The sequence below is a fragment of the Sphingomonas sp. MMS12-HWE2-04 genome (genome assembly GCF_044881185.1).
In the GTDB taxonomy this organism is placed as follows: domain Bacteria; phylum Pseudomonadota; class Alphaproteobacteria; order Sphingomonadales; family Sphingomonadaceae; genus Sphingomonas.
The window spans coordinates 83,893-102,500 of the sequence record NZ_CP173254.1; the positions used below are offsets into that span (position 1 = coordinate 83,893).

Genomic DNA, 18,608 nt, shown 5'->3' on the forward strand with positions numbered 1-18,608 from the left:
AATGGCGGAACGGTTCCTGGCGGTCGATTGGGGGACAACCAACCGCCGCGTGTTCGTATTGGAGAACGGCGAAGTCGTCGGCACCGCGCGCGACGACAAGGGCGTCACCTCGGTGCAGGACTTCGCCGCCGAGGTTGCCGGTATCCGCCAGCGCTTCGCCGATCTGCCGATGCTGCTCGCCGGGATGGTCGGATCGAACATCGGCTGGCGGCTGGCGCCCTATGTGGCGGCTCCGGCGGGCGTTCCCGAAGTCGCCGCGGGGCTGTTGCGGATCGACGCGAAGACCGCGATCGTGCCGGGCATCTCGACGATGGACAACGGCCGGCCGGATGTGATGCGGGGCGAGGAAGTCCAGTTGCTCGGCGCCGTCGAGGCAGGGCTGGTGCCGCGCGACGCGCTGCTCGCCCAGCCGGGCACGCATTGCAAATGGGTCGACATGACCGATGGCCGAGTCACCGGCTTCACTACGGCGATGACCGGCGAATTGTTTGCGCTGTTGCGCAAATACGGCCTGCTTGCGACCCAGATCGGCGGCGAAGTGACGCGAGGCCGGGCGTTTCTCCAAGGCGTCGAGGAAGGGTGCCGGCGCGATCTCGCCGCGTCGCTGTTCGGCATCCGCGCCGCCAAGATGCTGGGCACGCGCGACGATGACGACGCGGCGTCGTTCGCCAGCGGACTCCTGATCGGTGCCGATGTCGCCGCCCGGCTCGAGCGCAACGGCCACGACACCGTGCACATCCTCGCCGATCCGGCGCTGGGCGGGCTTTATGCCGCGGCAGTGGAAGCGCATGGACGGCATGCCCATATCGTCGACAGTCACGCCGCGTTCGTCGCGGGAATCATCGCTATTCGGGACCAATCATGAGCCATATCGCCGAGTTCGACACCGCCTTTGCCCGCTGCCCGCTGATCGCGATTCTGCGCGGGGTGAAGCCCGATGAAGTCGAGGATATCGGCGAGGCGCTGGTCGAGGCCGGATTTACCCTGATCGAAGTGCCGCTCAATTCGCCCGAGCCGTTCGACAGCATCGGCAGGCTCGCCAAGCGCTTCGCCGGCCGCGCGGTGATCGGCGCGGGCACGGTGCTGCGCGTCGCGGACGTCCAGGGCGTGCACGATGTCGGGGGCACGATGATCATCTCGCCCAACGCCAATACCCAGGTGATTGCGGCAAGCGCGGCGGCGGGGCTGGTTTCGCTGCCCGGCGTGATGACGCCCAGCGAGGCGTTCGCGGCGCTCGACGCAGGGGCGACCGCGCTCAAGCTGTTCCCGGCCGAAGGCTCGAGCCCGGCGATCCTCAAGGCGATGCGCGCAGTGCTGCCCAAGGATTTGCGGTTGCTGCCGGTCGGCGGAGTCGCGCCGGACACGATGGGGCCGTGGCGCGATGCCGGGGCTGCGGGCTTCGGTCTCGGCTCGGCGCTGTACAAGCCGGGCCTGAGCGCGGCACAGGTCGGCGATAATGCCCGCGCCTTTGTGGCGGGGCTTTCCTAAACACCTTTCCTCCGCCAGCGTGTCGGCAAGACAGGCGGGAGAGGAAATTTGCAGGATCGGCGGACCCGGGTCGTCGTGGTCGGCGGCGGCACGGCGGGGTGGATGGCAGCGGCGGCGCTCGTCCGGCTGCTGCCGCATGCCTGCACCGTTCAGCTGATCGAATCGGCGGAGATCGGCATCGTCGGCGTCGGCGAGGCGACGCTGCCGCACCTGCGCGCGTTCCTTCTGCGGCTGGGCCTCGACGAGGCGGCGTTCATGCGCGCCACTCATGCCACCTTCAAGCTGGGCATCGAATTCCGCGATTTCGGCAAGCCGGGGGACCGCTACCTCCACCCCTTTGGCGCTTTCGGCCAGCCGCTGGGCGGCATCCCTTTTCTGCACTATTGGCTGCGGCTCCAAGCCGAGGGCGAGGGCGGCAGCCTCTTCGACTATGGCGTGGCCAACGTCATGGCGGCGGCAGGCCGGTTCGCGGCGCCGGCCAGCGATCCAGCGTCGCCGCTGTCCGCATACGCCTATGCCTATCAGTTCGATGCGACGCGCTTCGGCCCGCATCTGCGCGACTTTGCCGTCGGGCAGGGCGCGACGCGCACCGAGGGGCGGATCACCGGAGTCGAGCGCCATCCCGAGAGCGGCGATGTCGCGGCGCTGGTGCTGGAGAACGGCGCACGCGTCGAGGGCGACCTGTTCGTCGATTGCTCGGGCTTTCGCAGCCTGTTGCTGGGCGAAGTGCTGGGCGAGGACTGGGAGGACTGGTCGCACTGGCTGCCCTGCGACCGCGCCGTGGCGTTACCCTGCGAATCGCCCAAGGGGGAAATCGAGCCGCTGACCCGCGCTACGGCGATGCCGAGCGGCTGGCGCTGGCGCATCCCGCTCCAGCAGCGGGTCGGCAATGGCTATGTCTATTCGAGCGCGCATCTGAGCGACGATGCCGCGGGCGACGCGATCCTCGCCGCAGTCGACGGCGCGCCGCTCGCCGATCCTCGGGTGCTGCGGTTCCGTGCCGGTCGCCGCAAGCGCAGCTGGTCGCACAATGTGATCGCCGTCGGGCTCGCCTCGGGCTTTCTCGAGCCGCTCGAATCGACCAGCATCTATCTCGTCCAGGCGGCGATCACCCAGCTGCTCGAGCTGTTCCCGATCGACGGGGTCGACTCGGGCGACCGCGACGCGTTCAACGCCGAGATCGACTATGAATATGATCGCATCCGCGACTTCCTGATCCTCCACTATCACGCCAGTACGCGCGACGATTCGGACTTCTGGCGCGACGTACGCGCCCAGCCGATCCCCGACAGCCTGGCCGAGAAGCTGGCGCTTTTCCGGCGCGCCGGCCGGCTCCAGCGCTATGCCAAGGGGCTGTTCTTCGAGCCGAGCTGGATCGCAGTGCTGATCGGCCAGGGCGTGATGCCCGCCGCCTGGGACCAACGCGTCGATGCCGTGCCGTTCGCGGCGCTCGACCAGGAGCTGAAGCGGATGCGCGGGGCGATCGCCGCGCCGGTCGAAACTGTCCCCGGTCATCGCGCTGCGCTCGCCGGATTGGGCGCGCTGGCATGAGCCGGGCGATCCGTTCGGTCGCGGTGCTCGGCGGCGGGATCGTCGCGCTGTCCGCCGCCGCCGCCTTTGCGCGCGCACTGCCAGGCGTTGCGGTGACGCTGATCGAGACCCCGGTCGATCCCGCTGCGCTCGCCGATCGTCTGCCGGGCAGCACCAGTGCGATCCACCGCTTTCACGCCGCGATCGGGATCGAAGAAGCCGCTCTGATCCGCTCGGGCGCGGCGCTGCCCCGGCTCGGGCTGCGCTTCGAGAATTGGCCGGGCGAGGCCTGGGTGCACGTCCATGGCGATCATGGCGTGCCGGAGAGCAATCCGCCCTTCCACCAGCTCTGGGCGCGCGCGCGGCAGGCGGGACAGGCCGAAGCCTATCACCTCTATGCCGCCGCAGGGGTGATCGCCGAGGCGGGGAAGTTCGTCCACCCCCAGTCCCGGCCGCCGCTTTCCGGCTTCGACTATGCGCTGCGGCTCGATCTCGAGCGCTGCCGGGCAGCGCTGGCGGCGCATGGCGATCGGCTGGGAGTGCGGCGCAGCGGCGGCCGGCTTGCGGGGATCGAGCGGCGCGACGATGTCGGGATCGCGGCACTGCGGCTCGACGATGGCCGGCGCGTCGAGGCCGATCTGTTCGTCGATGCCGCGGGGCCCGCCGCGCTGCTGCTGTCGGCGCTCGATCCTGCGTTCGAGGATTGGGCCTTGCCGTTCGACCGCCTGTCCTTCGACGCGGCGACCGGCGGCGCGCTCGACCCCAACGACACCCTGACCGCGTCGGAGACGGGGTGGCAGTGGCGCGCGCCGTTCCCGGATCGCACGCTTGCCGGCAGCGTCGGGACGGGGGAGATCGCGCTGCGGGCCGGGCGGCGGCCGCGGCCCTGGATCGGCAACGTGCTGGCGATCGGCGACGCCGCAGTGGCGCTCGATCCGCTCCACTGGCTGCCGCTGCATCTGGCGCACAGCGCGATCCTGCGCGCGCTCGACTTGCTGCCTGGGCGCGACTGCGCGCCGATCGAACTCGCCGAATATAATCGTCGCGCCGCGGCCGAGGACGCGTGCGCGCACGATTTCGTCGCGGTCCATTATCGGCGCTGGGGCGTGGCGCTGCCGCCCGTCCTCGAACAATTCTGCTCGCGCGGGCGCTTCGTCGCGCGCGACGAGGATGGGCTCGACCGCGAGACCTGGCTCGCGGCGCTGTTCGGCCTGGGGCTGCTGCCCCGCGCGATCGATCCGCTGGCGGCGGCGGTGCCCGAGCAGGCGGCGGTCGCCGGGCTGCGCCGCTTCGCCGAGGGGCTGGCCGGCATCCCCGCGCAGCTGCCGCCGTTCGGGGAGTATCTCGCGCGGCGCTAGGGCCGCTGCGTCGCGGGCACGGGGCCGGTCTCGCTTGCGTTGAGCAGCGAATCGCCCCCCAGCGTGCGGTACAGCGTCACCAGATTGCTCGCCTGCTGGAGCTCCACCGCGACCACTGCTCGTTGAGCGGTATAAAGCGAGCGCTGTGCGTCGAGACTCGACAGGAAGGTGTCGATCCCGCCGCGATAGCGCGCCTCGGTCAGGCGATAGGTGTCGGCCGCTGCAGTCGATTGCGCAGTCGTCGCGCGGACCTGCTCGGTGATCGTGCCGCGCCGCGCCAGTGCGTCGGCGACTTCGCGGAAGGCGCTCTGGATCGCCTTCTCATAGGTCGCGACTGCGGCGTCGCGCTGCGCCTCGGTCAGCCGGACATTGGCGCGCCCGGCGCCGGCGTTGAAGATCGAATAGCTCGCATCGCCGCCCGCCGACCAGTTGAACCCGCCGCCGCTAAACAGCCCGGTCAGCGCGTTGCTGGCGAGGCCGAGCAGCCCGGTCAAGGAGATGCGCGGGAACAGCGCCGCGCGCGCCGCGCCGATCTCGGCATTGGCGGCGCGCAACGTGTATTCGGCCTGGACCACGTCGGGGCGGCGGAGCAGCACGCCCGAATCGACGCCTGCAGGCAGCTCGGCGATCGTCGGGCCGGCGGTCTCGATCGATGGCGCGAGCCGTGCCTGGTCGATCGGCGCGCCGACGAGCAGCTGCAGCGCGTTGATGTCCTGCGCCAGCGCGGTGGTCTGTTCGGCGAGATCGGCGCGCGCGCCTTCGAGAATCTGCTCGGCCTGGCGCAGGTCGGTGCGCGGGGCGATGCCGCCATCCAGCCGCGCGCGCGTCAGCTTGACGCTGTTCTCGGCGTTCGACGCGGTGTCCTGCGCGATTCGGAGCAGGCTGGCATCGGCGGCATAGGTCAGCCAGGCGTCGGCGATGTCGCCGATCAGGGTGAGGCGGGTGGCGCGCGCGCCGGCCTCGCTGGCGAAATAGCGGTTCTGCTCGGCGCGCGTCAGCGAGGCGACCCGGCCGAACAAGTCGAGCTCGAAGCCGGTGACGCCGCCGCTCGCCGTGAAGCTGGATCGCGTGCCCTGGCCGTTGGTGCCGCTCGTCGTTCCGCCTTGCTCGGTCGCGCCGACGCTGGCGGTCACTTCCGGGAAACGATCGGCGCGCTGGATGCGATATTGCGCGCGCGCGGCGCGGATGTTCGCCGCCGCCACGCGCAGATCGCGATTGTTGGCCAGCGCCTGCTCGATCAGTGCCTGCAGCCGCGCATCGCGGAAGATGTCGCGATAGGTGACCGTGGGCAGCGTCGCTTCGCTGGTCTTGAGATAGGCATCGCCCACCGGCCAGCTCGGCGGCACCGGGGCTTCGGGCTGGACATATTTGGGATCCATCGAGCAGCCCGCGAGCATCAGGGCGAGAAAAGCCGCGCGCTTCATGCCTGCGCCTCCGGATCGTGATGCAGCCGTCCGCGCACGGCCTTGAGCCCGTCGCGCACGCCGCGACGGACGAGGACGAAGAACAGCGGGATGTAGAAGATCGCCAGGATCGTCGCGGTGAGCATCCCCCGATCACCGCGGTGCCGATCGCGATACGGCTGTTCGCGCCGGCGCCCGTCGAGATTGCCAGCGGCAGCACGCCGAAGATGAAGGCGAGGCTGGTCATCAGGATCGGGCGGATGCGGATCCGTGCCGCCTCGATCGCTGCCTCGATCACGCGCTTGCCCTGCTTTTCGGCAAATTCGGCGAACTCGATCATCAGGATCGCGTTCTTCGCGGCCAAGCCCATGGTGGTGAGCAGCCCGATCTGCAGATAGACGTCGTTCTGCAGCCCGCGCAGCGTCACCGCGAAGATCGCGCCGACCAGCCCGAGTGGAATGACGAGCAGCACCGCGACCGGGATCGACCAGCTCTCATAGAGCGCGGCGAGGCACAGGAAGACCACGAGCAGCGAGATGCCGTAGAGGATCGGCGCCTGGCCCGAAGAGAGCCGCTCCTGATAGGAAAGCCCCGCCCAGGCGACGCTGGTGCCCGGGATCTGCGCGGCCAGCTCTTCCATCCGGCGCATCGCCTCGCCCGAGCTCTGGCCGGGCGCGGCCTGGCCTTGGATCTCGAAGGCGGGGATGCCCTGGAAGCGCGACATGGTGGTCGGCGCGGTCGCCCAGCTCGTCTGCGCAAAGGACGAAAAGGGTGCCATCGCGCCATCGCTGCCGCGGACGAACCATTCGTTGATATTGTCCGGGCTGGCGCGATATTGCGCATCGCCCTGGACATAGACGCGCTTGACGCGGCCGCGATCGATGAAGTCGTTGACGTAGCGGCCACCCCAGGCGGTCGACAGCGTGCTGTTCACGTCGCTCTGGCTGAGCCCCAGCGCGGAGAGCTTTTCCTGATCGACATCGACCTTGAGCGTGGCAACGTCGGGCAGGTCCGAAAGGCGGACCTGGGCCAGCATCGGATCCTGATTGGCCATCGCCACCAGCTTGTCGCGCGCGGCGACGAAATCCTCGCGCGACATGCCATTGGCATTCTGCAGCTCCATGGTGAAGCCGGTCGACTGGCCGAGGCCGCGGATCGCCGGCGGCACCAGCGCGAAGACCTGGGCGTCGCGGAAATTGCGGAAGGCGCCCGACGCGCGCAGCACGATCGCGTCGGCGCCGTTCTGCTTGCCCTTGCGATCGGACCAGTCGGTGAGGTTGAGGAAGCCCTGGCCGGTATTCTGGCCCGAAGCGCCGCCACCGCCACCACCGCCGGTAACGGTGAACATCGTCTGGACGTTCTTGCCTTCCTGCTCGCGGAAATATTTCTCGACCGCGAGCTGCACTTCCTGGGTGCGGCTCTGGGTTGCGCCGGCGGGAAGGCGGTATTGCACCAGCGCCGCGCCTTGGTCCTCGGTGGGAAGGAAACCGGTGGGCAGGCGGACGAACATCAGCACCAGCAGCGCGCAGATCGCGAGATAGATCAGCACGAAGATCCACTTGCGGTCGACCACCTTGGTGACGGCGCTGGTATAGCGCTCAACGCCCGCCTCGAAGCGCGTGTTGAAGCCATCGCGCGCGCGGGTGAAGAACGCCCCGACCCGGGGGAATCGCCGCTCGACGAAGCCGTTATGCTCCTCGCTCTTCTTCTTGAGCAGCGTCGCAGTGAGCGCCGGGGTGAGGATCAGCGCGACGAGCACCGAAAGCACCATCGACGAGACGATCGTCACCGAGAACTGGCGATAGATCACGCCGGTGGAGCCGCCGAAGAACGCCATCGGCAGGAACACCGCCGAAAGCACCAGCGCGATCGCGACGAGCGCGACCTGGATCTGGTCCATCGACTGGATCGTCGCCTCGCGTGGCGTGAGCTCGGGATTCTCCTCCATCAGCCGCTCGACATTCTCGACCACGACGATCGCGTCATCGACGAGCAGGCCGATCGCCAGCACGAGCCCGAACAGCGTCAGCGTGTTGATCGTGAAGCCGAGCGCGTAGAACACCGCAAAGGTGCCCAGCAGCACCACCGGCACCGCGATCGTCGGGATCAGCGTGGCGCGCCAGCTCTGCAGGAAGACGAACATCACGATCACGACCAGGATGATCGCCTCGATCAGCGTCTTCACCACTTCGTCGATCGACAGCTTGATGAAGCCGGTGGTGTCGTTGGCATAGGCGAATTTGAAGCCCGCCGGGAAGGTCTTGGAGATTGCCTCCACCTGCGCCTTGACCAGCTCGGCGGTGGCGAGCGCGTCGGCGCCCGGCGACAGGCTCACGGCGATGCCGGCGCCCGGATGCTGGTTGACGCGAGTGACGGCGTTGTAGCTCTCGGCGCCCAGTTCGATGCGGGCGACGTCGCTCAGATGCACGGTCGCGCCGCTGGTCTCGGTCTTGAGGATGATCTTGCGGAACTGCTCGGGCGTCTGGAGCCGTGACTGGGCGGTCACCGTGGCGTTGAGCATCTGCTCCTTGGGCTGCGGCTGGCCGCCGATCTCGCCCGCGGCAACTTCGGTGTTCTGGTTGGTGATCGCGGTCACCACGTCGCTCGGCATCAGCGAATAGCTGGCGAGGCGATCGGGGTTGAGCCAGATGCGCATCGCATAGGGCGCGCCGAACACATTGGTCTCGCCGACGCCGGGGACGCGCGCGAGCGGATCCTGGAGGTTCGAAGCGAGCCAGTCCGACACGTCTTGGTTGGTGACGCGGTCGGTCTCGTCATAGACGCCGACGATCAGCAGGAAGTCGGCATTGGACTTGGTGACGCGCAGACCCTGCTGCTGGACCTGGGAGGGCAGGCGGGACAGCGCCTGCTGGACCTGGTTCTGCACCTGGACCTGGGCGATGTCCGGATCGGTGCCCTTCTCGAAGGTCGCGGTGATCGTCACGGCGCCGCGCGAGGTGGACGACGAGCTGAAATAGAGCAGCCCGTCGATGCCGGTAAGCTGCTGCTCCAGCACCTGAGTCACCGAATTCTGCACCGTCTCGGCCGATGCGCCGGGATAGGTGGCGCGGATGTTGACCTGCGGCGGCGCGATATCGGGATATTGCGCGATCGGCAGCGACATGATCGCGCCGACCCCCATCAGCATGACGATGATCGCGATCACCCAGGCGAAGATCGGGCGATCGATGAAGATGCGTGACATGGGGGGTTAGTTGCCCTTCGCCTTGGACGCGCCCTGATCCCCCTTGGGCGCCTGGATCTGCTGCGCCTGGCTGGCAGGCACTGGGCGGATGTCGATATTGGGGCGCAGATTGCCGGTGCCCTGGACGATCACCTTGTCGCCGGGCGCAAGCCCCTGCGTCACCACCCATTTGTCGCCGATCGCGCGATCGGCGACGACGGTGCGTGCCACGGCCTTGTTGTTCGGGCCGACGACATAGACGGTCGCGTTGCCGCGCGGATCGCGCGAGAGCCCGGCCTGGGGCACGAGGAAGGCCTGGCGATCGATCGCCTGGTCGAACACGGCGCGGGCAAACATGCCGGGCAACAACACCCCTTCGGGATTGGCGAAGCGCGCGCGCAGCGTCACCGTGCCGGTGCTCTGGTTGACCATCACTTCGGAAAATTCGACGGTGCCGACTACGCCGTAATCGCTGCCATCCTCAAGCTTGAGGCGGACGTTGGCGCTTGCCGGGGTAACCCCGCCCTTGGCCAATGCGCGGCGCAGCGCGAGCATGTCGGCGCTCGATTGCTGGATGTCGACGAAGATCGGATCGAGCCGCTGGATCACGGCGAGCGGATCGGTCTGGTTGGTGGTGACCAGCGCGCCTTCGGTGAACAGCGATCGGCCGATGCGGCCGGTGATCGGCGAGGGGACGCGGGTGAAGCGCAGGTTGATCCGCGCGGTCTGGAGTTGGGCGTTGCTCTGCGCCACCGCGGCATTGGCCTGACGGGCCGTTGCCGCAGCGTCGGTATAGTCCTGCGCGCTGACGGCCTGCATCTGCGCGAGCGGGCGATAGCGCTCCGCCTTGACGCGTGCCGCTTCCGCGGTGGCGCGGGCGCTCTGGAGATTGGCCGAGGCCTCGGCTGCGGCCGCCTGATAGAGGCTCGGATCGATCTGGTAGAGCGTCTGCCCGGCGTGGACGATCGAGCCCTCGGTGAACAGGCGCTTCTTGATCAGGCCCGCGACTTGCGGGCGCACTTCGGACGTTTCGAACGCAGTGACTCGGCCCGAAAGCTCGGCGGTTACGGCGACGCTGCTCGGCTGGACGACGACATAGCCGACTTGCGGCGGGCCGGCGGCGCCCTTCTTCTTGGCGGCATCGCTGCTGCCTTGTCCGCACGAGGATAGGATCAAGGCCGCTGCCAGCAAGGGCAGGGCCGATCGGCGATGGCTGATCGATGCGTGGAGGTTCAATTCGCAGACCCGATTGAGGCGCCCGGAGGCGAGCGCCGTTCCGTTACGAAACTCGCCCATAAGAGCGTGGTTGCGGGGCTTCTAGCGAAGAAATGTATCAGAGTGTGTCAGGCTTCACGATTCTGCTGCAAATGCGAAAGGCCGCCCTCCCGCTAGGGGAAGACGGCCTATCCATTGTCCGGCCGCTGCGGCGAGCGGCGCTATTGGGTGCCTTCAGGCACGCGCTCCGAACGAGCGGATCGGTGCCTGAGTGCTCGCCGCAGACGGCGTATGACAATGAGACATTCGATCACCTCCTTCCATGTTGTTGAACTCGAAAGGGAATATGGGCGTACTCCGATGGATTTAAAGGGAGTGGCGCAAGTTGGGCGAACGCCTTAGATACCCGCCCCCAATGGCACGTATCGAAACCCCCAAGCGGATCCGGGGCACCCAGGACATTTTCGGCGAAGAGCAGCGGCGCTTCGCGCATGTGCTCGGCGCGTTCGAGCGCGTCCGCGCGCTCTATTGCTTCCAGCGCGTCGACTTGCCCGTGTTCGAGGCGACCGGCGTGTTCGCGCGATCGATGGGCGAGACCTCCGATGTCGTCTCGAAGGAGATGTACACGTTCGAGGATCGCGGCGGCGATTCGCTTACGCTGCGCCCGGAGTTCACTGCCGGGATCGCGCGCGCCTACATCACCGAGGGCTGGCAGCAATATGTCCCCCTCAAGCTCGCCACCGCGGGGCCGGTGTTCCGCTACGAACGCCCGCAAAAGGGCCGATTCCGCCAGTTCCACCAGATCGACGCCGAGATCATCGGCGCGCCGGAGCCGGCCGCCGATGTCGAGCTGCTCGTCCTGGCCGACCAGCTCCTCCACGAACTCGGCATCGCCGAGGGCGTGACGCTTCAGCTCAACACGCTGGGCGACGCCGAGACGCGCGACGCCTGGCGCACCGCGCTGGTCGCGCATTTCGAGGCGCATCGCGGCGAGCTGTCCGAAGACAGTCTCGCCCGGCTCGACAAGAACCCGATGCGCATCCTCGATTCGAAGGATCCGCGCGATCGCCCGATCGCCGACAGCGCGCCCGATATCGACGCGTATCTGACGCAGGAGGCGGCAGCCTTCTTCAAGGCGGTGACCGACGGCCTCGACGCGGCGGGCGTGCGGTGGACGCGCAACAGCCGCCTCGTGCGTGGGCTCGATTACTATCGCCACACCGCGTTCGAATTCGTCACCGACCGCCTCGGCGCGCAGGGCACCGTGCTCGCCGGCGGGCGGTATGACGGGCTGATCGGCTCGCTTGGCGGTCCCGAGACCGCGGGCGTCGGCTGGGCGGCGGGCGTCGAGCGGCTGGCGATGCTGATCGAAGAGCCGGTGGCGGAGCGCGTCCAGGTCGCCGTGGTCGCCGAGGATCCCGCGCAGGAGCTGAAGGCGATCGCGATCCTCTCGGCGCTGCGCCGCGATGGGATTTCGGCCGAGCTGTTCGCCTCGGGCAGCCCCAAGAAGCGCTATGACCGCGCGCTCAAGCTCCAGCCGGCCGCGACGGTGTCGCTCGGCGTTCGGGACGGCGCGGCGGTCACCAGTCTGCGGACCTTGCGCGGCGACGCCATCGACGAAGTGCGGCTGCGCGAGGTCGTCGGGCAGTGATCTCGATCCCGGCCGACCGCATCGCCGCGATCGAGGCGCGGCGCGACGAGTTGCAGGCGCAGATGGCGACCGGCGACCTGCCCGGCGAGCGCTTCGTCGCGGTGTCGAAGGAATATGCCGAATTGGAGCCGGTCGCAGTGGCGGCGGGCGAGGTGCGCCGGCTGCGCGCCGAGGCCGAATTGCTTGCGTTCATGACGCAGGATTCGGACGAGGAGCTGCGCGCGATGGCGTCGGAGGAACTGCGCGCCAACCAGGAGGCCCTCGCCGCGGCCAATCGTCGGCTGGCGCTGGCGCTGCTGCCGCGCGACGCCGCCGACGAGCGCGCCGCGATGCTCGAGATCCGCGCCGGCACCGGCGGCGACGAAGCCGCATTGTTCGCCGGCGACCTGTTCCGCATGTACCAGAAATATGCCGAGGGGCAGGGCTGGCGGGTCGAGCTGATCTCGGCGAGCAGCTCGGAGGCCGGCGGCTACAAGGAAGTCGTCGCCTCGGTCACCGGCGCCGGCGTCTTTGCCAAATTGAAGTTCGAGAGCGGCGTCCATCGCGTCCAGCGCGTTCCGGCCACCGAGGCGCAGGGCCGCATCCACACCTCCGCCGCCACCGTCGCGGTGCTGCCCGAGGCCGAGGAAGTCGATCTGCGGATCGACGAGAAGGATCTGCGCATCGACATCTATCGCGCCTCCGGCCCGGGCGGGCAGGGGGTGAACACCACCAATTCGGCGGTCCGCATCACGCATCTGCCCACCGGCACCGTGGTGATCCAGCAGGACGAGCGCTCGCAGCTCAAGAACAAGGCCAAGGCGATGAAGGTGCTGCGCACCCGCCTCTACGAGGCCGAGCGCGAGCGGCTCGATGCCGAGCGCACCGGCGCGCGGCGATCGATGGTCGGCTCGGGCGATCGCTCGGAGCGGATCCGCACCTATAATTTCCCGCAGGGCCGCGTCACCGATCACCGGATCAACCTGACGCTCCATCGGCTGCCCGAAATCATGATGGGCGAATTGAACGAGCTGATCGGCGCGCTGGTCGCCCAGGACGAGGCCGACCGGCTGGCGCAGCTGGATTCGTGATGCAGGCGCTGGCTGAGGCCGCCCGGCAGCTCGCCAGCGTTTCCGACACCCCGCGTCTCGATGCCGAGCTGCTGATGGCGCATGCATTGGGTATCTCGCGCGAGGCGCTGCTGCTGCGCCATCTCGGCGCGCCGGTGCCGCGTGGCTTCGCCGCGCTGGTTCAGCGCCGGCTCGGCCATGAACCGATCGCCTATATCACCGGCACGCGCGCCTTCTGGACGATCGATCTCCAGGTCGGCCCCGGCGTGCTGATCCCGCGCCCGGACAGCGAGACGCTGATCGAGGCGGCGATCGACTATTTCCGCGAGCGTGCGCCTGCCCGCATCCTCGATCTCGGCACGGGGCCCGGCACGCTGTTGCTCGCCGCGCTCGCCGAATGGCCGGATGCGCAAGGCCTGGGCGTCGACGCCTCGGACATCGCGCTCGATTATGCCCGGCGCAATGCCGATGCGCTCGGTCTGGCCGGCCGCGCGCGCTTCCAGAAGGGCGATTGGGCGCAGGGGCTCGACGCGCCATTCGATCTGATCCTCGCCAATCCGCCGTATATCGCCACCGACGAGGACCTTCCGCCCGAAGTGCGCGATCACGAGCCGGGCTCGGCTTTGTTCGCAGGTGCACAAGGACTGGACGATTATCGTCGCATCATTCCTGCGCTTCCGCGCCTGCTCGCGCCAGGCGGCGCCGCATTGCTCGAGATCGGTTGGACCCAGGCCGAATTGGTTTCCGCGCTGGTGACCGCACAGGGACTCGCGCCAACCGTCTATAAGGATCTAGGGGGGCGCCCCAGGGCGGTACGAGTCACTTGAATCGGCACGGGCACACCCCCATATTTGTGCTTGGAGATTGGTGCTGCACGGGCTAATAACAGCGCCGGGGCGAGGCACTTTCAACCAAGTCGTTGAAATAAAGGGGCTGCGGCCCAACTCCATGTCATGCGAGCTGCTGCAGTCCGGCGGCCGTGGCGAGCGACAGTGCCGATGCGTCGGCGCCTGCCGCGATTGTAACGTGCATCCGGGACCGAAGATGGATCGACGGACGGCTTAAGTAGACAGGACAACAGACCCTTGATGAACAATCGTCAGGCTAATAACGGCCGCCGTCGTGGCCGTAACGGTCAACAGCGCCAGGGTGGCAACCCCAACCAGGGCAATGGCAACCGCATCGACAATCGCGCGCGCGGCAATGCGGCGCAGCTGCTCGAAAAATACAAGAATCTTGCCCGTGACGCGCAAATGCAGGGCGATCGGGTGAATGCTGAATATTATCTCCAGTTCGCCGATCACTATTTCCGGGTGCTGAGCGAAACCCGCTCGCGCTTCGAAGAGCAGAATCCGAACCAGCGTCAGCCGCGTCCGAGCAACGAGTTTGATGGCGACGAAGACGATTTCGAGATGGAGGCCGACGGCCAGCGCAGCTACGAGCCCCGCGAAGACCGTCAGATGCGCGACGATCGTCCGCAGCGCGACGACCGCCAGCCGCGCGAAGAGCGCCAGGCACGCGACGATCGTCCGCAGCGCGAGGATCGTCCGCAGCGCGAAGAACGTCAGGCCCGCGAAGACCGTCCCCAGCGCCAGCCGCGCGAGGATCGCGAGCCCCGCGCCCCGCGCGAACCTCGCCAGTATCGCGACCGCGACGATCGCCGCCCGGCCAATGGCGCCGCCGCCAACGGCCCCGCCAACGATGCCGGCGACTCCTATGCAAACGGCAATGCCGCGCCGGTAGATGCGGCACCGATCGCAGAAGCTAACGGCGAAGAGCGTGCGCCGCGCCGCCGCGGCCGCCCGCGCCGTGAAGAGGTCCAGGCCGAAGCGCCGGCAAGCATCGACGCTGCGGTTCTCCCGCCCGCTTTCGGTATCGAGGCTTCGGCTGAGGCGCCTGCGGACGAAGAGGCGCCCAAGAAGCCCCGCCGTCGCCGCGTCGCCAAGAGCGACGATGCCGAGGCTGCAGCCTGATCCTGTCCGCAAGGGGCTAGCCCCGCGCGACTGAACTGCTAACATCCTCCTCCAGATATGGGGGAGGATGTTGTGCATCGGAGCGCGTTGGTTCTACTCGCGGCGGCCGCGCCGCTTGCCGCTCACGCCCAGACTGCCCCGATCGCTCCGGCCGACGATCCCGCGCTTCAGGGCAGCGCGCAGGGAGATGTCGCGGTCACCATCTATCAGAACGGCCAGTCGCTGGTGCAGGATGTGCGTCAGCTCGATCTCGTCGCCGGCCGCACGCGCCAGGAATTTCCCGACGTCTCGGCGCAGATCCGCTCCGAGACGGTGACGCTGTCGGGCCCCGGCCTCGGCATCGTCGAGCAGAATTTCGATTACGACCTGCTCTCGCCCGACAAGCTCATGGAAAAGGCCGTCGGCAAGACGGTGACGCTGGTGCGCACCAATCCCGCGACCGGCGCCGAAGTACGCGAGCAGGCACGGGTGCTCGCCGCCAATGGCGGCATCGTCCTGCAGATCGGCAACCGCATCGAAGTGCTCCGCGACGATGGGCTGCCGGTGCGCGTGATCTTCGACAAGGTGCCCGAGAATCTGCGCGCCCGGCCGACGCTTTCGGTGACGCTCCAGGTCGCGCGCGGCGGGCGTGTTCCCGCGCAGCTCACCTATCTCACCCCCGGGCTCGGCTGGACCAGCGACTATGTCATGCTGTTCGACGAGGCCAAGGGCGCGATCGACGTGCAGGGCTGGGTGACGCTGACCAACAGCACCGGCACCAGCTATCGCAACGCGGATGTGCTGCTCGTCGCGGGCAATCCCAATAATGGTGGCGATCGCGGCTTCGGCCAGCTCGGCGCGTCGACGATCGACGAGGCCGGCACCGAGACGAGCGGTCGCGAGAAGCTGGGAGACTATTATCTCTATCCGCTCGCCGAACGCACGACGATCGCCAACGCCCAGCAAAAGCAGGTCAGCTTCCTCGACGTGAAGGGCGCCCCGGCGCGCAAGGCCTATGACTGGAGCAATGGCTGGCTTCAGACGCAGGGCGATCCGCGCAGCGCCGCGTCGGTGCTCAAATTCTCGACCTCGCGCAGCGGCGGTCTCGGTGACCAGCTGCCCGCCGGCACGATCCGCGTCTATATGCGCGATGCGCGCGGCGACCCGCAATTCATCGGTGAAAGCCGCGTCGATGCCGCGCCGATGGGATCGGCGATGTCGATCCGCACCGGCGATGCCTTCGACGTGAAGGGTGCCGCGGTGGTGGTCGAGCGCAAGCGGCTGTCGTCGACGCGCTGGCGGACCGCGATGCGCTATGATTTCACGAATGCCAAGGCCGAGCCCGTGACGATCGATCTCGCCCAGAACGGGCTGTGGGGCGATGTCCGCGTGATCGAGCAGAGCATCGAGGGCACGCGCGTCTCGGCCGATCGCATGGAGTGGAAGGTGCCGGTGCCCGCCAATGGCAAGGCATCGGTCTCCGTGGTGTTCGATACGCGCTACTGATCCGATGCGCCGCATCGCCCTCTTGCTGCTATCGATGATCGCCGCGGTGCCCGCCGCGGCGCAGACCCTGGTCGAATCGGAGCGTCCCGAAGCGATCGCCGTGACGGTCTATCGCGACGGCACCCGCGCGCGCGGGGCGATGAACGCCAATTGGCCCGGCGGCTATGCGCTGATCACCGAGACGCGGACGCTCCGAGTCCCCGCCGGTCGGTCGGTGATCCGCTTCGTCGGTGTTTCCGAAGGGATGATGCCCGAGACCGCGATCGTCACCGGGCTGCCGCGCCAGGTGAACGAAAAGAACCGCGACGCGCATCTGCTTTCGCCTTCGTCGCTGATCGATGCCTATCTTAAGCGCCGGGTCATGATCCGCCGCACCAATCGCGCCACCGGCAAGGTGACCGAGGGAGAGACGATCATCCAGGCCGGGCCGCAGGGCGGCGTGTTGCTGACCACGGCCGAGGGGGTCGAGGCGCTCGGCTGTTCGGGACTGCCCGAAGGGCTGCGCTACGCCAAGGTGCCCGACGACCTCTCGGCAAAGCCGACCCTGTCGGTGGTCACCGACACGGAAACCGCCGCAACGGTGACGGTCCAGCTTTCTTATCTTGCCCAGGGCTTCGACTGGTCCGCGCATTATGTCGCGCGCGTGTCCGAAGCGGGCGACACGCTCGATCTGTTCGCCTGGCTCACTGTCGTCAATGCCGGCAGCCAGGGCTTCGATGCCGCGCGCACCGCCGCGGTCGCCGGCGCGCCGAACAAGGAGCGGTCCGCGCCGCTTCCGCACGGGCCGCAGCCCGAACTGCACCTGCAATGCTGGCCGATGGACAATACCAGCACGCATCCGCGCTGGGGAACCGCGCCGCCTATGCCCGTCGCCGAACCAGTGTTTGCGCCCGCGCCGATGGCGATGGCCGAAGACATCGTGGTGACGGGCAGTCGGGATGCCCTCGCTCGTGCGCCGGCGATGATGGTCGTCGCGCCCGAAGATCTTGGCGATCTTAAGCTCTATCGCGTTCCCGAGCCGGTGACTGTCGCCGCCCAGAGCCGCAAGCAGGTGGCGATGATCGATCAGCACGGGGTGACCTTCGAGCGGATCTATACCGGCACGTTCGAGGCGTACGGCTTCGAATCCGGCAACGGGCCGCGCAGCGAAGCAGCGACGCGCACGCTGCGCATGGAAAATCGTAAGGCCAAGGGGCTGGGACTCGCGCTTCCGGCGGGTGGCGTCGCGGTGTTTGAGGAGGCGCATGGCCAATCGCTGCTGGTCGGCGAGACCAGCCTGGAGGATCGCGCGATCGGCGACGAAGTCGAGTTCGAGACCGGCGCGGCCAGCGATGTGCGCTATACGCTGGTCGCCCGGCCGGTCTCCGGAAAGCGCCAGCCGTTCACCGCGCGCGTCACCAATGCGCGCGCTACGCCCGAGACCTTCGAGCTGACGATTCCCTATGCAATGGCGTCGTCGAGCGCCAAGCTGGTCGAGCGCAAGGGGCGCAAGACCTGGCGGGTCACCGTGCCGGCCAACGGCGAAGCCAGCCTCGACTTCGCGCTCAAGCTCGAGCGTTAGTTGCACCGATGCGCGACTTTGCAATTGGTCGCGAATTGTGGGAGAAACAATCGCCTGAACCCGAAAGCGGAGACGAGCGATGACCATCGCGGCAATCCTGGGGGGCAAGGGACATGAGGTGGTGTCGGTGGACGGCACCAGCAAGGTCGCCGAAGCCGTGGCACTGTTGGCCAGTCGCCGGATCGGCGCGGTCCCCGTGACCGATGGCGGCACTGTCGTCGGCATCTTCTCCGAACGCGACGTTGTCTATGGCCTGGAGCGGGAGGGCGCCGCAGCGCTCGATCGGCGCGTGTCGGACGTGATGACCGCCCCGGCAATCACCGTCAGCCCCGATGAATCAGTGCTCGCCGCGCTCGCGCTGATGACGCGCCGCAGAATCCGCCATTTGCCGGTATTGGAGGACGGCCGCTGCATCGGTTTCGTCTCGATCGGCGACCTGGTGAAGTACAGGATCGAACGCATAGAATCCGAAGCCGAGGCGATGCGCGCCTATATCCAGGCCGTCTAGCGCCGGCGCAGCGTCGCGATCACGCTGGTCAGCGTGGCGCGGGCGAACAGCAACAGCCAGCAGCCATAGACGGCCGCACCCAACGGCACGAGCAGCGCGAGCCGAGCCACCGGCGCCATTACAGGAAGCGCCCCGTCGGCCAGGCTGACCACTAGGCCCATCGCCCCGCCGGCGAGCAGCGGCGGCGCAATCGCTCCGCCCAG

Annotated in this window: 14 protein-coding genes and 1 pseudogene (1 of these 15 running past the window's edge); 11 read left to right on the forward strand and 4 right to left on the reverse strand. The window is 68.1% G+C overall.

Going from position 1 to position 18,608, the window contains the following annotated elements; genetic code table 11:
- Position 1: 1 nt before the first annotated feature.
- From AB2M62_RS00410 to AB2M62_RS00425, 4 genes are read left to right on the forward strand one after another with little or no spacing between them, the layout of a single operon-like run.
- Positions 2-865 (forward strand): 2-dehydro-3-deoxygalactonokinase, encoded by an 864-nt coding sequence (locus AB2M62_RS00410; protein ID WP_404336850.1) that lies wholly within the window; start codon positions 2-4, stop codon positions 863-865.
- Complete coding sequence (locus AB2M62_RS00415) at positions 862-1,488, forward strand: 2-dehydro-3-deoxy-6-phosphogalactonate aldolase (RefSeq protein WP_404336852.1); 627 nt, start codon at positions 862-864, stop codon at positions 1,486-1,488. The genes AB2M62_RS00410 and AB2M62_RS00415 overlap by 4 nt, the downstream gene beginning before the upstream one ends.
- Positions 1,489-1,536: 48 nt before the next feature.
- Positions 1,537-3,039, forward strand: a complete 1,503-nt coding sequence (locus AB2M62_RS00420) for a tryptophan halogenase family protein (RefSeq protein WP_404336854.1) — start codon at positions 1,537-1,539, stop codon at positions 3,037-3,039.
- Positions 3,036-4,376: a tryptophan 7-halogenase gene (locus AB2M62_RS00425; protein ID WP_404336856.1), complete on the forward strand. Its 1,341-nt coding sequence runs from the start codon at positions 3,036-3,038 to the stop codon at positions 4,374-4,376. Before AB2M62_RS00420 ends, AB2M62_RS00425 begins: the two co-directional genes overlap by 4 nt.
- Here the strand turns inward: AB2M62_RS00425 and AB2M62_RS00430 are convergent.
- The 3 genes and pseudogenes from AB2M62_RS00430 to AB2M62_RS00440 form a co-directional block, all read right to left on the reverse strand.
- Entirely contained in the window at positions 4,373-5,800 is a 1,428-nt protein-coding gene (locus AB2M62_RS00430) for an efflux transporter outer membrane subunit (RefSeq protein WP_404336858.1), read from the reverse strand. The two genes, AB2M62_RS00425 and AB2M62_RS00430, sit on opposite strands and share 4 nt — an antisense overlap.
- Positions 5,797-8,984, reverse strand: a pseudogene (locus tag AB2M62_RS00435) (efflux RND transporter permease subunit). Before AB2M62_RS00435 ends, AB2M62_RS00430 begins: the two are co-directional and overlap by 4 nt.
- Positions 8,985-8,990: 6 nt before the next feature.
- Positions 8,991-10,139 (reverse strand): efflux RND transporter periplasmic adaptor subunit, encoded by a 1,149-nt coding sequence (locus AB2M62_RS00440; protein ID WP_404336860.1) that lies wholly within the window; start codon positions 10,137-10,139, stop codon positions 8,991-8,993.
- A gap of 454 nt (positions 10,140-10,593) precedes the next feature.
- On the opposite strand from AB2M62_RS00440, the gene hisS reads away from it, so the two are divergent.
- The 7 genes from hisS to AB2M62_RS00475 all read left to right on the forward strand — a co-directional run bounded on the left by hisS (position 10,594) and on the right by AB2M62_RS00475 (position 18,405).
- The gene (gene hisS, locus AB2M62_RS00445) at positions 10,594-11,829 is read left to right on the forward strand and encodes a histidine--tRNA ligase (RefSeq protein ID WP_404336861.1); all 1,236 of its coding nucleotides are present in this window, start codon (positions 10,594-10,596) and stop codon (positions 11,827-11,829) included.
- Complete coding sequence (gene prfA / locus AB2M62_RS00450) at positions 11,826-12,899, forward strand: peptide chain release factor 1 (protein ID WP_404336863.1); 1,074 nt, start codon at positions 11,826-11,828, stop codon at positions 12,897-12,899. The genes hisS and prfA overlap by 4 nt, the downstream gene beginning before the upstream one ends.
- Positions 12,899-13,705, forward strand: coding sequence for a peptide chain release factor N(5)-glutamine methyltransferase (gene prmC / locus AB2M62_RS00455; RefSeq protein ID WP_404336865.1), 807 nt, complete (start codon positions 12,899-12,901; stop codon positions 13,703-13,705). The genes prfA and prmC overlap by 1 nt, the downstream gene beginning before the upstream one ends.
- Positions 13,706-13,966: 261 nt before the next feature.
- Positions 13,967-14,851 (forward strand): DUF4167 domain-containing protein, encoded by an 885-nt coding sequence (locus tag AB2M62_RS00460; RefSeq protein ID WP_404336867.1) that lies wholly within the window; start codon positions 13,967-13,969, stop codon positions 14,849-14,851.
- Positions 14,852-14,908: 57 nt separating this feature from the next.
- Positions 14,909-16,336: a DUF4139 domain-containing protein gene (locus tag AB2M62_RS00465; protein ID WP_404336869.1), complete on the forward strand. Its 1,428-nt coding sequence runs from the start codon at positions 14,909-14,911 to the stop codon at positions 16,334-16,336.
- Positions 16,337-16,340: 4 nt separating this feature from the next.
- A complete protein-coding gene (locus AB2M62_RS00470) occupies positions 16,341-17,897 on the forward strand; it encodes a DUF4139 domain-containing protein (protein ID WP_404336871.1) in 1,557 nt (518 codons plus the stop codon).
- A gap of 79 nt (positions 17,898-17,976) precedes the next feature.
- Complete coding sequence (locus tag AB2M62_RS00475; RefSeq protein WP_404336873.1) at positions 17,977-18,405, forward strand: CBS domain-containing protein; 429 nt, start codon at positions 17,977-17,979, stop codon at positions 18,403-18,405.
- On the opposite strand, the gene AB2M62_RS00480 is transcribed toward AB2M62_RS00475, so the two are convergent.
- Positions 18,402-18,608, reverse strand: the final stretch of a protein-coding gene (locus AB2M62_RS00480) for a lipopolysaccharide biosynthesis protein (RefSeq protein ID WP_404336875.1). The gene runs 1,266 nt beyond the window's last position; only the last 207 of its 1,473 coding nucleotides appear in the window; the start codon falls outside the window, past its right edge; its stop codon occupies positions 18,402-18,404. The genes AB2M62_RS00475 and AB2M62_RS00480 overlap by 4 nt on opposite strands.

Coding starts and splice junctions, on each gene's coding strand:
- AB2M62_RS00470 (WP_404336871.1), top strand. CDS start 16,341: ATGCGCCGCATCGCCCTCTTGCTGCTATCGATGATCGCCGCGGTGCCC.
- prmC (WP_404336865.1), top strand. CDS start 12,899: ATGCAGGCGCTGGCTGAGGCCGCCCGGCAGCTCGCCAGCGTTTCCGAC.
- AB2M62_RS00475 (WP_404336873.1), top strand. CDS start 17,977: ATGACCATCGCGGCAATCCTGGGGGGCAAGGGACATGAGGTGGTGTCG.
- AB2M62_RS00410 (WP_404336850.1), top strand. CDS start 2: ATGGCGGAACGGTTCCTGGCGGTCGATTGGGGGACAACCAACCGCCGC.
- AB2M62_RS00465 (WP_404336869.1), top strand. CDS start 14,909: ATGGGGGAGGATGTTGTGCATCGGAGCGCGTTGGTTCTACTCGCGGCG.
- AB2M62_RS00460 (WP_404336867.1), top strand. CDS start 13,967: ATGAACAATCGTCAGGCTAATAACGGCCGCCGTCGTGGCCGTAACGGT.
- AB2M62_RS00415 (WP_404336852.1), top strand. CDS start 862: ATGAGCCATATCGCCGAGTTCGACACCGCCTTTGCCCGCTGCCCGCTG.
- AB2M62_RS00430 (WP_404336858.1), bottom strand. CDS start 5,800: ATGAAGCGCGCGGCTTTTCTCGCCCTGATGCTCGCGGGCTGCTCGATG.
- AB2M62_RS00425 (WP_404336856.1), top strand. CDS start 3,036: ATGAGCCGGGCGATCCGTTCGGTCGCGGTGCTCGGCGGCGGGATCGTC.
- hisS (WP_404336861.1), top strand. CDS start 10,594: ATGGCACGTATCGAAACCCCCAAGCGGATCCGGGGCACCCAGGACATT.